Annotated in this window: 12 protein-coding genes; 11 read left to right on the top strand and 1 reads right to left on the bottom strand. The window is 66.8% G+C overall.

Features of this window, described 5'->3' with window-relative positions:
* Nucleotides 1–4 precede the first annotated feature (4 nt).
* Nucleotides 5–502: a (2Fe-2S)-binding protein gene (locus tag AC3WON_RS13200; RefSeq protein ID WP_492319023.1), complete on the bottom strand. Its 498-nt coding sequence runs from the start codon at nucleotides 500–502 to the stop codon at nucleotides 5–7.
* A 336-nt stretch (nucleotides 503–838) separates the two neighbouring features.
* On the opposite strand from AC3WON_RS13200, the gene AC3WON_RS13195 reads away from it, so the two are divergent.
* The 11 genes from AC3WON_RS13195 (at nucleotide 839) to AC3WON_RS13145 (ending at nucleotide 15188) form a co-directional block, all read left to right on the top strand.
* Nucleotides 839–1417: a YqaA family protein gene (locus AC3WON_RS13195; RefSeq protein WP_011614517.1), complete on the top strand. Its 579-nt coding sequence runs from the start codon at nucleotides 839–841 to the stop codon at nucleotides 1415–1417.
* A gap of 180 nt (nucleotides 1418–1597) precedes the next feature.
* Nucleotides 1598–5572, top strand: coding sequence for a DUF3683 domain-containing protein (locus AC3WON_RS13190; protein ID WP_492351987.1), 3975 nt, complete (start codon nucleotides 1598–1600; stop codon nucleotides 5570–5572).
* 9 nt (nucleotides 5573–5581) lie between these two features.
* Nucleotides 5582–6019, top strand: coding sequence for an HIT family protein (locus tag AC3WON_RS13185; protein ID WP_492319026.1), 438 nt, complete (start codon nucleotides 5582–5584; stop codon nucleotides 6017–6019).
* A 123-nt stretch (nucleotides 6020–6142) separates the two neighbouring features.
* Nucleotides 6143–8008 (top strand): ABC transporter ATP-binding protein/permease, encoded by a 1866-nt coding sequence (locus AC3WON_RS13180; RefSeq protein ID WP_492319027.1) that lies wholly within the window; start codon nucleotides 6143–6145, stop codon nucleotides 8006–8008.
* A gap of 72 nt (nucleotides 8009–8080) precedes the next feature.
* Nucleotides 8081–8503 carry a gamma-butyrobetaine hydroxylase family protein gene (locus tag AC3WON_RS13175; protein ID WP_492319028.1) on the top strand — a complete coding sequence of 141 codons (423 nt, stop codon included), beginning with the start codon at nucleotides 8081–8083 and terminating at the stop codon, nucleotides 8501–8503.
* Nucleotides 8504–8537: 34 nt separating this feature from the next.
* Nucleotides 8538–9269, top strand: coding sequence for a bifunctional demethylmenaquinone methyltransferase/2-methoxy-6-polyprenyl-1,4-benzoquinol methylase UbiE (gene ubiE / locus AC3WON_RS13170; protein WP_010814445.1), 732 nt, complete (start codon nucleotides 8538–8540; stop codon nucleotides 9267–9269).
* 63 nt (nucleotides 9270–9332) lie between these two features.
* Nucleotides 9333–10322 carry a Tim44 domain-containing protein gene (locus tag AC3WON_RS13165; protein WP_492319029.1) on the top strand — a complete coding sequence of 330 codons (990 nt, stop codon included), beginning with the start codon at nucleotides 9333–9335 and terminating at the stop codon, nucleotides 10320–10322.
* Nucleotides 10323–10451: 129 nt separating this feature from the next.
* Nucleotides 10452–11159, top strand: a complete 708-nt coding sequence (locus AC3WON_RS13160; protein ID WP_492351986.1) for a ubiquinone biosynthesis accessory factor UbiJ — start codon at nucleotides 10452–10454, stop codon at nucleotides 11157–11159.
* A 67-nt stretch (nucleotides 11160–11226) separates the two neighbouring features.
* On the top strand, nucleotides 11227–12804 hold the full coding sequence (ubiB, locus tag AC3WON_RS13155) for a ubiquinone biosynthesis regulatory protein kinase UbiB (RefSeq protein ID WP_492319031.1): 1578 nt from the start codon (nucleotides 11227–11229) through the stop codon (nucleotides 12802–12804).
* 33 nt (nucleotides 12805–12837) lie between these two features.
* Nucleotides 12838–13458, top strand: a complete 621-nt coding sequence (locus AC3WON_RS13150; protein ID WP_492319032.1) for a methyltransferase domain-containing protein — start codon at nucleotides 12838–12840, stop codon at nucleotides 13456–13458.
* Nucleotides 13459–13751: 293 nt separating this feature from the next.
* Nucleotides 13752–15188, top strand: coding sequence for a high affinity choline transporter 1 (locus AC3WON_RS13145; RefSeq protein WP_492319033.1), 1437 nt, complete (start codon nucleotides 13752–13754; stop codon nucleotides 15186–15188).
* Nucleotides 15189–15249 lie beyond the last annotated feature (61 nt).

The following is a 15249-nucleotide window of genomic DNA, read 5'->3' as shown; positions in this document are numbered from 1 at the left end:
CCCCTTATTCAGCGCTGGCGGCGGTGCCCTGCATGGCCGCCTGGCCCTGCTGCACTGCGCGCACGATGTTGTGGTAGCCCGTGCAGCGGCACAGGTTGCCTTCCAGGTGGGCGCGGATGGTGGCGGCGTCGGCGCCCGGATGTTCCTGCACCAGCGCGGTGGCGCTCATCACCATGCCGGGCGTGCAGAAGCCGCATTGCAGGCCGTGGCATTCACGGAAGGCTTCCTGCATCGGGTGCAGGCCGTTGCCGGCCTTGTCGCCGGCGAGGCCTTCGATGGTGGTCACGGCGGCGCCGTCGGCCTGGACCGCGAGGATATTGCACGACTTGACCGCCCGGCCATCCAGGTGGACCGTGCAGGCGCCGCACTGCGCGGTGTCGCAGCCGACGTGGGTGCCGGTCAGGCGCAATTGTTCGCGCAGGAACTGGACCAGGAGGGTGTTGGGTTCTACCTGCGCGTCAACGGGCTTGCCGTTGACCGTCAGGCGGATCGGAATCGCCATGCTTGTCTCCATGTGGGGTGGACGCGCATGACCAATTGCCCGAAATCCCGAAAGAACTGCGCGGGACTGGCCACGACGCGGTACTGCCGCTTAAGACGGCTATAGGACGGCTAATTCGTGATATTGGTGCTGCCGCTACAACTGCTGTAGGTGCGCCAGCGCACGCGGCGAGCGGCTTCAATGCTGGCGCGAATGCTGCGGCCGGCGAACGATTGGCCGCAACAGGCTCTAACAGTTAATCACAAATCGTGGGGCGCTGCCATGTGGTTTGCCCGCGCCCCGTTCGGGGCACAGCAGCTAGAATGAGCCGCGCCCACTGGCACCTGCCCCCCTTACATGGAAGCTTTCTTCGACTGGCTGTTCGAAACCATTGCCCTGCCCAAGGTGGGCCTGCCCGCGATCTTTGTGGTCAGCCTGATCTCGGCCACGCTGCTGCCGCTGGGCTCGGAGCCGGCGGTGTTCGGCTACGTCAAGCTCAACCCGCAGATGTTCTGGCCGGCGATCGTGGTGGCCACTGCCGGCAACACCGTGGGCGGCGCCATCGACTGGTGGCTGGGCTATGCCGCCAAGCTGGCGCTGGTGCGCTACCACAAGCGGCGCCGGGCGCGCGAGCACGACCGTGAGCACCTGGAGCACCGCGAGCACGCGCGCAAACCGCCCAAGCCCAAGCTCGACGCGCGCTACTTCCGGTGGATGCGCCGGCTTGGGCCGCCTACGCTGCTGTTCTCGTGGTTGCCCGGCATTGGTGATCCTTTGTGCACTTTAGCCGGCTGGCTGCGCCTGTCCTTCTGGCCCAGCCTGGCCTGGATGGCGGTCGGCAAGTTCATCCGCTACCTGTTCATGACCGCCAGCCTGCTTTGGATCCCGGACAGTTTTTGGCAGAACATTGCGCAAACGTTCAAGGCCTGGTTCTGATCCGGTGCGCTGCAGGCACCACCATGGGGCGCAATTGCCAGGCCAGAAAGCCGCCTAATCCCTTGTTCCGACAAGGATTCCTCTATGTTGCGGTGCGGCGAAAGCAGGGGTTGAAGTACAATCGCCCTTTAATGAACGATTCGCGCACAGTCCCCGTGCGCAGCAGGAAGCGGTCCCCCAATGAACGCCCCACTCGTGCTCGACGCCAAGCTCGCCGCGCAGGACGCCCCGCCGCGCCTGCGTGAAATCCCCTATAACTACACGTCCTTCTCGGACCGCGAGATTGTCATCCGCCTGCTGGGCGAGGAAGCCTGGCGCATCCTGGACGAGCTGCGCAGCGAGCGCCGCACCGGACGCTCGGCCCGCATGCTGTACGAGGTGCTGGGCGATATCTGGGTGGTTCGCCGCAATCCTTACCTGCAGGACGACCTGCTGGAAAATCCCAAGCGCCGCCAGATGCTGGTCAGCGCGCTGCACCACCGCCTGAACGAGATCGAGAAGCGCCGCGCCGCCGACCGTGCCGAGCACGCCGAGCCCGCCGCCGAGGACCGCTCGCACCGCGTGGAGCAGCTGGTCGCCTTCGCCAAGCAGGCGATCGAGGATTTCAAGAACGAATTCGCCGCCGCCTACGACCTGCGCAAGCGCGCGCAGCGCGTGCTGGGCCGCGTCACGCAGAAGGACAACATCAAGTTCGACGGCCTGTCGCGCGTGTCGCACGTGACCGACGCCACCGACTGGCGCGTGGAATATCCGTTCGTGGTGCTGACCCCGGATACCGAGGAAGAGATCGCCGGCCTGGTCAAGGGCTGCTTCGAACTCGGCCTGACCATCATCCCGCGCGGAGGCGGCACCGGCTATACCGGCGGCGCCGTGCCGCTGACGCCGATGAGCGCGGTGATCAATACCGAGAAGCTGGAACAGCTCGGCCCGGTCGAGCAGACCGACCTGCCCGGTGTGTCGCATCAGGTTGCGACCATCTTCTCCGGCGCCGGCGTGGTGACGCGCCGCGTGGCCGATGCCGCCGACAAGGCCGGCCTGGTGTTCGCGGTCGACCCGACTTCGATCGATGCCTCGTGCATCGGCGGCAACGTGGCCATGAACGCCGGCGGCAAGAAGGCCGTGCTGTGGGGCACCGCGCTGGACAACCTGGCCTGGTGGCGCATGGTGGACCCGGAGGGCAACTGGCTGGAAATCACCCGGCTGGACCACAACCTGGGCAAGATCCACGACGTGCCGGTGGCCACCTTCGAACTGAAGTGGTCGGACGGCAACCGTGCGCCGGGCGAGAAGGTGCTGCGTACCGAGACGCTGGCGATCGAAGGCCGCAAGTTCCGCAAGGAAGGCCTGGGCAAGGACGTCACCGACAAGTTCCTGGCGGGCCTGCCCGGCGTGCAGAAGGAAGGCTGCGACGGCATCATCACCAGCGCGCGCTGGATCCTGCACCGCATGCCGAAGTTCATCCGCACGGTGTGCCTGGAGTTCTTCGGCCAGGCGCGCGACGCCATCCCCAGCATCGTCGAGATCAAGGACTTCCTCGACGCCGAGACCAAGAAGCCCGGCGGCGCCATCCTGGCCGGCCTGGAGCACCTGGACGAGCGCTACCTGCGCGCGGTCGGCTACGCCACCAAGAGCAAGCGCAACGCCTTCCCGAAGATGGTGCTGATCGGCGATATCGTCGGCGACGATGAAGACGCCGTGGCGCGCGCCACCTCGGAAGTGATCCGCATGGCCAACGGCAAGAGCGGCGAAGGCTTTATCGCCGTCAGCCCGGAGGCGCGCAAGAAGTTCTGGCTCGACCGTTCGCGTACCGCCGCCATCGCCAAGCACACCAACGCCTTCAAGATCAATGAAGACGTGGTGATCCCGCTGAACCGGATGGGCGAGTACACCGACGGCATCGAGCGCATCAATATCGAGCTGTCGATCAAGAGCAAGCTCAAGCTGGTCGACACGCTCGAAGCATTCTTTGCGCGCGGCAACCTGCCGCTGGGCCGCAGCGACGACGCCAACGAGATCCCCAGCGCCGAGCTGCTGGAAGACCGCGTGCAGCACGCGCTGACGCTGCTGCGCGAGGTCCGCGCGCGCTGGCGCTACCTGCAGGACCACCTGGACCTGCCGCTGGTGCAGGCCAAGGCCTCGCTGATCGGGCATGGGCTGGGGCTGCTCGGGCAGGAGTTCGAGGCGCGGCTGCAGCAGCAGCCGGACGCCAACGTGTTCCACCTGCTGCAGGACCGCACCATCCGCGTGTCGTGGAAGAACGAGATCCGCGCCGAGCTGCGCAAGATCTTCAACGGCGGCGAGTTCAAGCCGATCCTGGACGAAGCCCAGAAGATCCACAAGCAGGTGCTGCGCGGCCGCGTCTTCGTGGCGCTGCACATGCACGCCGGCGACGGCAACGTGCACACCAATATCCCGGTCAACTCCGACGACTACGACATGCTGCAGGACGCGCACCGCGCGGTGGCCCGCATCATGGACCTGGCGCGTTCGCTGGACGGCGTGATCTCGGGCGAGCACGGCATCGGCATCACCAAGCTGGAATTCCTGACCGAGGAAGAGATCGGCGACTTCCGCGCCTACAAGCTGAAGGTCGATCCGCAAGGGCGCTTCAACAAGGGCAAGCTGCTGCCCGGCGCCGACCTGCGCAATGCCTACACGCCGTCGTTCGGCCTGATGGGGCATGAGTCGATCATCATGCAGCAGAGCGATATCGGCGCCATTGCCGAGAGCGTCAAGGACTGCCTGCGCTGCGGCAAGTGCAAGCCGGTGTGCGCCACGCACGTGCCGCGCGCCAACCTGCTGTACAGCCCGCGCAACAAGATCCTGGCGACCTCGCTGCTGGTCGAGGCCTTCCTGTACGAAGAGCAGACCCGCCGCGGCATCTCGGTCAAGCACTGGGACGAGTTCTCCGACGTGGCCGACCACTGCACGGTCTGCCACAAGTGCGTGACGCCGTGCCCGGTCAAGATCGACTTTGGCGATGTGTCGATGAACATGCGCAACCTGCTGCGCAAGATGGGGCAGAAGAAGTTCAACCCCGGCACCGCGGCGTCGATGTTCTTCCTCAACGCCACCAACCCCGAGACCATCAACCTGACCCGCAAGGTCATGATCGACTGGGGCTACAAGGCGCAGCGCCTCGGCAACGACGTGCTGAAGAAGTTCGCCAAGAAGCAGACCGCGCATCCGCCCGCGACCGTGGGCAAGGCGCCGGTGCGCGAGCAGGTGATCCACTTCATCAACAAGAAGATGCCGGGCAACCTGCCCAAGAAGACCGCGCGCGCGCTGCTCGACATCGAAGACAACGAGATCGTGCCGATCATCCGCGACCCGAAGGCGACCACGCCGGAAACGGAAGCGGTGTTCTACTTCCCGGGCTGCGGCTCGGAGCGGCTGTTCTCGCAGGTGGGCCTGGCCACGCAGGCGATGCTGTGGCACGTCGGCGTGCAGACCGTGCTGCCGCCGGGCTACCTGTGCTGCGGCTATCCGCAGCGCGGCAACGGCCAGTATGACAAGGCCGAGAAGATCGTCACCGACAACCGCGTGCTGTTCCACCGCGTGGCCAACACCCTGAACTACCTCGACATCAAGACCGTGGTGGTGAGCTGCGGCACCTGCTACGACCAGCTTGCCGGGTATGAATTCGACAAGATATTCCCGGGCTGCCGCATCATCGACATCCACGAATACCTGCTCGAGAAGGGCGTGAAGCTGGAAGGCGTGACCGGTACCCGCTACATGTACCACGATCCCTGCCACACCCCGATCAAGACCATGGACCCGACCAAGCTGGTCAATGACCTGATGGGCGGCAACACCGGCCTGGGCAAGATCGAGAAGAACGAGCGCTGCTGCGGTGAATCGGGCACGCTGGCGGTAACGCGTCCGGATATCTCGACGCAGGTCCGCTTCCGCAAGGAAGAGGAAATGACCAAGGGCGCCGACAAGCTGCGCGCCGACGGCTTCACCGGCGACGTCAAGATCCTGACCAGCTGCCCGTCGTGCCTGCAGGGGCTGTCGCGCTACAAGGAAGATGCCACGGTGCAGGCTGACTACATCGTGATCGAGATGGCGAAGCATCTGCTCGGGGAGAACTGGATGCCTGAGTACGTCGCGAAGGCGAACGCCGGCGGTATCGAGCGGGTGCTGGTCTGAGTCTCGACGATGGCGCGCGTATCCAACTGCCCCTTGTGCGAGACCGACGGCGGCGAACTGGTCTGGATGGGCGACCGCGCCCGGCTGATCCTGGTCGAGCATGACCGTTTCCCGGGCTTCTGCCGCATCGTCTGGAACGATCACGTGGCCGAGCTGAGCGACCTGGACGATGCCGACCAGGCCTGGCTGATGCGGCTGGTCGCACGTGTCGAACGGGTGGTGCGCGAGGTCATGGCGCCGGACAAGGTCAACCTGGCGGCCTTTGGCAATATGGTGCCGCACCTGCACTGGCACATCATCCCGCGCTACCGCTGGGACACTCATTTCCCCGAGGCAATCTGGGCCGCGCCGCAGCGCGCGGCGGATGCCGTGCGCGTGCAGGAGCTGGCCAGCCGGCTGCCGGCGCTGCGTACGGCGCTTTCGCTGCTCGAAGCCGGCGACGCCTGAGGGGCGCGCGGAACCCACGCCTGGCCGTGACCGTCTGAATGCTGTTGCCGCCGTGGCCTGCCGCCACGGTATCCAGAACAACAAGCCCGGCCGGCATCCGCTGACGGGCCAAGCACTGCCGCTATGTCCTCCACTCCGACCTCAGTCACCGTACCGGGCCCTGCCGTCCCTGCCCGGGCCCTAAAGATCCAGAGCCGGCTGCGCATGGCCGCCACCTGGGCGCTGATCAAGCCTTACTGGAAATCCGAAGACCGCGTCGCCGGGCTTGGCCTGCTGGCGCTGGTGGTGGTGCTCAACCTTGGCATCGTCTATATCAACGTGCTGCTCAACGAGTGGAACCGCGTGTTCTACAACGCCCTGGAGCAGCGCGACTACGCCTCGTTCAAGGTGCTGCTGCTGCGCTTCTCGTGGATCGCGGCGTTCTTCATCGTGGCGGCGATCTCGCGCCAGTACTACACCATGATGCTGCAGATGCGCTGGCGTACCTGGATGACCGGCCGCTTCATGGGCCACTGGCTCGGGCACCAGGCCTATTACCGCATCGAGCAGACCCACACCACCGATAACCCTGACCAGCGTATCGCCGACGATTTGCGCCAGTTCACCGACGGCGCGCTGTCGTTGTCGCTCGGGCTGCTCAACTCGGTGGTGACGCTGCTGTCCTTCGTCGGCATCCTGTGGACGGTATCGGGGCCGATCAGCTTTGCGCTGGGCGGCACCGAGTGGACCATCCCCGGCTATATGGTGTGGTTCGCGGCGGGCTATGCGGTGATCGGCTCGCTGGTGGCGCACGTGGTTGGCCGCCCGCTGATCGGGCTGAACTTCCAGCAAGAGCAGTACGAGGCGGATTTCCGTTTCACGCTGGTGCGCCTGCGCGAGAACAGCGAGCCGGTGGCGCTGTACCGCGGCGAGCCCACCGAGCAGGCCGGCCTGCGCGCGCGCTTCGACCGCATCCGCGCCAACTGGAACCAGCTGATGCGCTATACGCGGCGGCTGACCTTTGTCAGCTCCGGCTATGCGCAGTTCGCCATCATCTTCCCGATCCTGGTGGCGGCGCCGCGCTACTTCGCCGGCAAGATGACGCTCGGCGGCCTGATGCAGACCAGCTCCGCCTTCGGCCAGGTACAGGGCGCGCTGTCGTGGTTTGTCGACAGCTACGCCACGCTGGTGGGCTGGAAGGCGGCCGCCAACCGCCTGATCGATTTCCAGGAAGCGATCCGCGTGGCCGAGCGCCAGGACCTGGCGCCGGGCGGCGTGCGCGATATCGAGGTGGAACATACCGGCAAGCCGCAGAATGGCATCACCATCGACGGCCTGGCGCTGGCACTGCCGGTACGCGCCGCGCGCAGCGCGGCCGTGGGCCAGCGGCCGCTGGTGGCGCCGTTCTCGCTGTCGGTCGCGCCGGGCGAGCGCTGGCTGGTCAGCGGCCCGTCCGGCTGCGGCAAGAGCGTGCTGTTCCGCGCGCTGGCGGGGATCTGGCCGTACGGCAGCGGCACCGTGACCATGCCCGACGGCGCGCGCATGCTGTTCCTGCCGCAGCGCAGCTACCTGCCGATCGGCACGCTGGCCGATGCGCTGGCTTACCCGGACGCCGGCACCGTGCATAGCGCGGAAGCGCTGCAGGCGGCGCTGCGCCAGGCGCGGCTGGCGGCGCTGGCGGACCAGCTCGACGTGTTCGACAACTGGGCGCTGCGGCTTTCGCCGGGCGAGCAGCAGCGTCTGGCCTTTGCGCGCGCGCTGCTGCAGAAGCCGGACTACCTGTTCCTGGACGAAGCCACCAGCGCGCTGGACGAGGAAACCGAAGGCGCCATGTACCGGCTGATGGTGGAGTCGCTGCCGCAGGCGGCCATCATCAGCATTGCCCACCGCAGCACCGTGGCGGCCTATCATCAACGGCGCCTGCGTTACGTGCCGCAGGACGGGGAAGCGGCCCGGGCTGCGCAAGCCGGCGAGCCTGGGGTAAGCTATCGGGTCGTATGCGATGCGTGATGCCGTGCCGTACCGGCAGCATCGCGCGGCAATCACCCCCTCAGGAGCGACCCTAACCGGGCCGCGATCATCATGGCAGGCCTGGAAAAAGACACCCCTCATCCCACCGCGCTGACCGTCCATACGCAATCCCGCGTGCTGGAGATCGGCTTCGACAACGGCCGCAGCTTCCGGCTGCCGTTCGAGCTGCTGCGCGTGTATTCGCCGTCCGCTGAAGTCCAGGGCCACGGCCCGGGGCAGGAAGTGCTGCAGACCGGCAAGCGCGAGGTGGGCGTCAACGCGGTCGAGCCGGTCGGCAACTACGCGATCCTGATCCGCTTTACCGACGGCCACGATACCGGCATCTATTCCTGGGACCTGCTGTACCGCCTCGGCGACAACCAGGATGCGCTCTGGCAGGACTACCTGCAGCGCCTGGAAGCCGCCGGCGCCGACCGCGACAGCCCGATGCCCGCCGCCGGCGCTGCCGGCGGCCACGGCTGCGGCCATCACTGAGCCGCGCCGAACCGATTACCCTGGAGTCTGAAAGATGAGTGAAACCCACTTCGGGTTTGAAAAGGTCGACGAAGCGGAAAAGGCCGACAAGGTTGCCGGCGTGTTCCATTCGGTGGCGAGCAAGTACGACGTGATGAACGACCTGATGTCGGGCGGCATGCACCGGCTCTGGAAGATGTTCACCATCGCCCAGGCCGGTGTGCGCCCCGGCCACAAGGTGCTGGACATCGCCGGCGGCACCGGCGACCTGGCCAAGGCGTTCGCGAAGCAGGCCGGTCCGACCGGAGAGGTCTGGCTGACCGACATCAACGAGTCGATGCTGCGCGTGGGCCGCGACCGGCTGCTGAACAAGGGTATCGTCACCCCGGTGTGCCTGTGCGACGCCGAGCGCATCCCGTTCCCGGACAACCATTTCGACCTGGTGACCGTGGCCTTCGGCCTGCGCAACATGACGCACAAGGATGCCGCGCTGGCCGAGATGCGCCGCGTGGTCAAGCCGGGCGGCAAGGTCATGGTGCTGGAGTTCTCCAAGGTATGGAAACCCCTGGAGAAGGCCTACGACGTCTATTCTTTCAAGGTGCTGCCGTGGCTGGGTGAGCGGGTGGCAGGGGATGCCCCCAGCTATCGCTATCTCGCGGAATCGATCAGAATGCATCCAGACCAGGCTTCACTTGTACGCTTGATGGAACATGCCGGCCTGGAAAATGTCGAATACTTCAATCTGACGGCCGGAGTGGTGGCGCTCCACGTCGGGCGCAAGTATTAAGAAAACTTGAAATCGCCATGCCTCGCCCGCATATAGGGTGAAACTGACAGGGGATAGCAGAATATGTCGTCATTTCGTGGAAAATTCCTGGTTGGGTCGCTGATTACCGCGATTGCCTTGGGAGTGATGTTCGACGCCAATGCCAAGCGCATGGGCGGTTCGCGCAGCATCGGCAAGCAATCCGAGTCGGTCACGCAGCGCCAGCAGGCGCCGCAGCCCACTTCGCCGACCCAGCAGGCGCAGCAGCCCGCACAACAGGCGGCTCCGGCAACGGCCGGTGCAGCCGGCGCGGCCGCGGCCGCGGCGCCCAAGCGCAACTGGGGCGGCATCCTGGGCGGCATCGCCGCCGGCCTGGGTATCGGCTGGCTGCTGTCGCACTTCGGCCTGGGCGGCGCGGCGCTGAGCTTCCTGTCCAACCTGATCCTGATCGCGCTGGTGGCGTTCGCCGCGATCTGGCTGATCCGCAAGTTCCGTGGCGGCAGCAAGCGCACCCAGCAGCCGGCCTACGCCGGCGCCGGCAACGCGCCGAACCTGGGCCGCAACGCCGAGCCCATGTTCCGCGGCGAGCCGACGCCTGTGTCGTCGGGTAGCCCGGCAGGCCCGGCCGCCAATACGGTACTGCCGGCAGCATCGGCAGCCCCGGTCGCGGCCGATGCGGTGGCCCAGCAGCCGTGGGGCGTGCCGGCCGACTTCGATACCGAAGCCTTCCTGCGCAACGCCAAGGTCCACTTCGTGCGCCTGCAGGCCGCGTGGGATGCCGGCAACCTGGACGACATCCGCGAGTTCACCACGCCGGAGATGTTCGCCGAGATCAAGATGGACCTGGCCGACCGCGGCGCCGAGGTCAACAAGACCGACGTGGTCACGCTCGAAGCCCAGCTGCTCGGCATCGAGTCGGCCGCGGCCCAGCATATCGCCAGCGTGCGCTTCTCGGGCATGATCCGCGAGAAGTCCGGCGAGGCGGCCCAGCCGTTCGGCGAGGTCTGGAACCTGGCCAAGCCTGCCAGCGGCACCGGCGGCTGGCTGCTGGCCGGCATCCAGCAAGAGTCCTGATGCCGCACCCCGCGGCGGTGATGCGCCGGGGGGAGTAGCTTAGAATGGAGGCCCACGCGAAAGCGTGGGCCTTTTTTGTTTGGGACGCCCGACCTGCGGCGTCGCTGCCTGCCCGCCAACCGCGCTGTCATGAATACTCTGCCTTCCGCCCTGGCCATGCCCGCCATCTCGGCGCTGAACCACCTGCTTGAGCAGGAGCCGTGGGCCCGCAACCAGCTCACGCCGTTTGCCGGGCGCGTGATCCGCTTCGATGCGGCCGCCTTCGTGCTGTCGCTGAAGGTGACGGAGCACGGCTGCACCGAACCGGCGCCCGAGGCCGAGGCGCCCGCGGTGACGCTGCGCGTGCCGGTGCAGCAGTGGCCGCTGGTGGCCGCCGACGTGGCCGAAGGCGGCCAGGCCGCCGCCATGCGCCATGTCCGCATCGAGGGCGACGCCGAGCTGGCCAACACCGTCTCGACGCTGGCGCGCAACCTGCGCTGGGACGCCGCCGAAGACCTGTCGCGCGCGCTGCGCGGCATCCTGGGCGGGCCCGTCAGCGACAGCGTGGCGCAGCGCGTGGTCGACGGCGCGCGCCAGGTGCATGAGCAGGCCACGCGCGTGGGCCGCGCCCTGGTCGACAACGTCACCGACTACCTGCTGGACGAGCATCCGACCCTGGTGCGCCACGCCGCGCTCGATGCCTTCGGCACCGATGTGGGCCGGCTGCGCGACAGCCTGGCCCGGCTCGAGAAACGGCTGGAGCGGCTGGAGCGGCTGGAGCGCGCCGGCCCGCGGCCGGCTTCCGGACAGTCGGGCCAGTCGGGCCAGTCCGGCAAGCTGCCGTCGCCGCACCGCTGAGCCGGCCGCGCCCCGATCCCATCCACCAACAACATGACTGCCTGCCCGGCCCTGTGAAGACTCCCGAATGACCCGCCTCCTGCGCCTTGGCAAGATTCTCTTCGTCATCCTCTATTACGGCCTGGACGAGCTGGTGCTCTCGGGCTTCAGCAGCCGCAGGATCCGCTTCCTGGTGCGCGTCATCACCATCGGGCGCAAGCTCGAGATGCCGCGCGGCGAGCGCCTGCGGCTGGCGCTGACGCGGCTGGGCCCGATCTTCGTCAAGTTCGGCCAGGTGCTGTCGACCCGGCGCGACCTGATGCCGGCGGACATTGCCGACGAACTGGCCAAGCTGCAGGACCAGGTGCCGCCGTTCGATTCGGTGGTGGCGGTGAAGATCATCGAGCGCGCGCTGGGGCGGCCGCTGGACCAGCTGTTCGAGACCTTCGAGCACCAGCCGGTGGCCAGCGCCTCGATTGCGCAGGTGCACTTCGCCACGCTCAAGGGTGGCCCCTGCCACGGCCGCGAGGTCGCGGTGAAGGTGCTGCGCCCGGGCATGCTGCCGGTGATCGACAGCGACCTGGCGCTGATGCGCGACATGGCGACCTGGATGGAACGCTTCTGGGCCGACGGCAAGCGCCTGAAGCCGCGCGAGGTGGTGGCCGAGTTCGACAAATACCTGCACGACGAGCTCGACCTGATGATCGAGGCGGCCAACGCCAGCCAGCTGCGCCGCAATTTTTCCGACTCCAGCCTGCTGCTGGTGCCCGAGGTGTTCTGGGACTGGTGCAGCAGCACCGTGTTCGTGATGGAGCGCATGCACGGCATCCCGATCTCGCGCACCGAGTCGCTCAAGGCCGCCGGCGTGGACATGCACCTGCTGGCGGAAGAGGGCGTCGAGATCTTCTTCACCCAGGTGTTCCGCGATGGTTTCTTCCATGCCGACATGCATCCGGGCAATATCCTGGTGTCGGTGCAGCCCGAGACCTTCGGCCGCTATATCGCGCTGGACTTCGGCATCGTCGGCGCGCTGTCCGAGTTCGACAAGAACTACCTGGTGCAGAACTTCATCGCCTTCTTCCGGCGCGACTACCACCGCGTGGCGCTGCTGCACGTGGAGTCCGGCTGGGTGCCGCCCGACACCCGCATCGAAGAGCTGGAAAGCGCCGTGCGCGCCTGCTGCGAGCCGTACTTCGACAAGCCGCTCAAGGAGATCTCGCTGGGCATGGTGCTGATGCGCCTGTTCCAGACCTCGCGCCGCTTCAATGTCGAGATCCAGCCGCAGCTGGTGCTGCTGCAGAAGACGCTGCTCAATATCGAAGGCCTGGGCCGCCAGCTCGACCCCGACCTGGACCTGTGGAAGACCGCCAAGCCTTTCCTGGAACGCTGGATGCACGAGCAGGTGGGCTGGAAGGGCGCCTGGGAGCGGGTCAAGGTGGAGGCGCCGCTGTGGGCCAAGATGCTGCCCGACTTCCCGCGCCTGGCGCACCAGTTCCTGGAGCGGCGCGCGCTGACCAGCAACGGCGAGCAGGACAAGCTGCTGGCGATGCTGGTGGTGGAGCAGCGCCGCACCAACCGGCTGCTCGGCACCGGGCTGCTGTTGCTGGGCGGCTTTGTCGCCGGCATCGTGCTGACGCATGTGCTGGGCTGGGCGGGCTACTGGTAGCGCACCCCTGGCTGATCCATATTAGAGATGACCATGAGCGACCCTGCCAAGCCCGCGCCGACCTTCGCCACCCGCAACGCCGCCGACCCGGCGTTCTGGGACGAGCGTTTCGAACAGGGCTTCACGCCCTGGGACCAGGGCGGCGTGCCCGAGGAATTCCGGCAGTTCATTGAAGGCCGCGCGCCATGTCCGACCCTGGTGCCAGGCTGTGGCAACGGCTGGGAGGCCGCGTGGCTGTTCGAGCGTGGCTGGCCGGTGACGGCAATCGACTTCTCGCCGCAGGCGGTGGCGTCGGCGCGGCGGACGCTGGGGCCGGCGGGGGTAGTGGTGCAGCAGGGCGATTTCTTTGCCTTCACGCCGCAGCCGGCGTGCGAGCTGATCTACGAACGGGCCTTCCTGTGCGCGCTGCCGCCGGCGATGCGGGCCGACTATGCCGCCCGGGTCGCGCAACTGCTGCCGCCGGGCGGCCTGCTGGCCGGCTACTTCTACCTCGGCGAAAACCGCGGCGGGCCGCCGTTCGCGATGCCGGCCGAGGCGCTGGACGCGCTGCTGGCACCGGCCTTCGAGCGACTGGAGGACCGGCCCTCGGCCGCGCCGCTGCCGGTGTTCCAGGGGCAGGAGCGCTGGCAGGTCTGGCGCCGCCGGTCCGGCTGAGGCAGCCGCCGGCCAGCCCTTGTGGCGCAGGCGATGCTCCGCGTGGCGCTTTTGCGCCAGCAGGGAATTTTTTTCGCCCACGCTGGTCTGCGTCGCTATAATCCGCGTTTTGATTCGGCTACGACCGCAGCCCCGGCCGCGTTTTCCGCCCAGCGCGAGAACTCCAGGCAGCTCGATATGCGGCCCCGACCGATGAATTGGACTCCGGGCAGATGCGCGCAAGCAACGTGCACTCATGCGCCGCCCGGCATTCGGTTTTTCGCCACAAGGGCACTTCTGCATAGGGCAGCGGCATGCTGATCTGGTTCGTCATCATCTACTGGGTAATCTCGGTCGGCATCGGCCTGTGGGCGGCGCTGCGCGTACGCAACACCACCGATTTCGCCGTCGCCGGGCGCAGCCTGCCGTTCCATATCGTCACCGCCACCGTCTTTGCCACCTGGTTCGGCTCAGAGACGGTGCTGGGCATCCCCGCCGTATTTCTCAAGGAAGGCCTGTCGGGCGTGGTCTCCGACCCCTTCGGCTCGTCGCTGTGCCTGATCCTGGTGGGCCTGTTCTTCGCCCGGCCGCTGTACCGGATGAACCTGCTGACCATCGGCGACTACTACCACAACCGCTATGGCCGGCTGGCCGAGGTGCTGACCACGCTGTGCATCGTGGTGTCCTACCTGGGCTGGGTGGCGGCGCAGATCAAGGCGCTCGGGCTGGTGTTCTTTACCGTCTCGGACGGCGCGCTGTCGCAGGAGGCCGGCATGATGATCGGCGCGGCCAGCGTGCTGGTCTATACGCTGTTCGGCGGCATGTGGTCGGTGGCCATCACCGACTTCATCCAGATGATCATCATCGTGATCGGCATGCTCTATATCGGCTACGAGGTCAGCGGCCAGGCCGGCGGCGTCACGGCGGTGGTGTCGCACGCGGCCGCGGCCGGCAAGTTCGAGTTCCTGCCATCGCTGGATTTCATACAGATCATCGGCTTTGCGGCGGCGCTGTTCACCATGATGCTGGGCTCGATCCCGCAGCAGGACGTGTTCCAGCGCGTGACCTCGTCGCGCACCGAGCAGATCGCCGGGCGCGCCTCGGTGCTGGGCGGCGTGCTGTACTTCTGCTTCGCCTTCATCCCGATGTTCCTGGCGTATTCGGCCACAATGATCGACCCCGGCATGGTGGCCAAGTACATCGACACCGATTCGCAGCTGATCCTGCCGAAGCTGATCCTGCAGCACGCACCGATGTTCGCCCAGGTGATGTTCTTCGGCGCGCTGCTGTCGGCGATCAAGAGTTGCGCGTCGGCCACGCTGCTGGCGCCGTCGGTGACCTTTGCCGAGAACATCCTGCGCCCGTACTTCCGCCACCTCGACGACCGGCAGTTCCTGCGCGTGATGCAGACCGTGGTGCTGGTATTCACCGCGCTGGTGACGCTGTTCGCGCTCAACTCGCACCTGTCGATCTTCCATATGGTCGAAAATGCCTATAAGGTCACCCTGGTTTCGTCGTTCGTGCCATTGGCCTTCGGCATGTTCTGGAAGCACGCCACCCGCCAGGGCGGGCTGGCGGCGATCCTGCTGGGCCTGTCTTCGTGGCTGACCTGCGAGGTGGCCTTTGCCGATGCCGTGGTGCCGCCGCAAATGGTGGGCCTGCTGTTCTCGATCAGCGGCATGGTGATCGGTTCACTGCTGCCGCAGTGGATTGCAGATCACGCGCCGGTCAAGGAAGTGCATATCGCCTGACGGCCCGGGGTCTGCCACCCCCTCATTTCCGGCGATCAGGCGGCCCCGGAACGGTTTATAA

Source organism: Cupriavidus sp. FW305-46 (assembly GCF_058787075.1).
The sequence above is the reverse complement of the archived record's forward strand: the minus strand, read 5'-3'. Positions and strand labels throughout refer to the sequence as shown.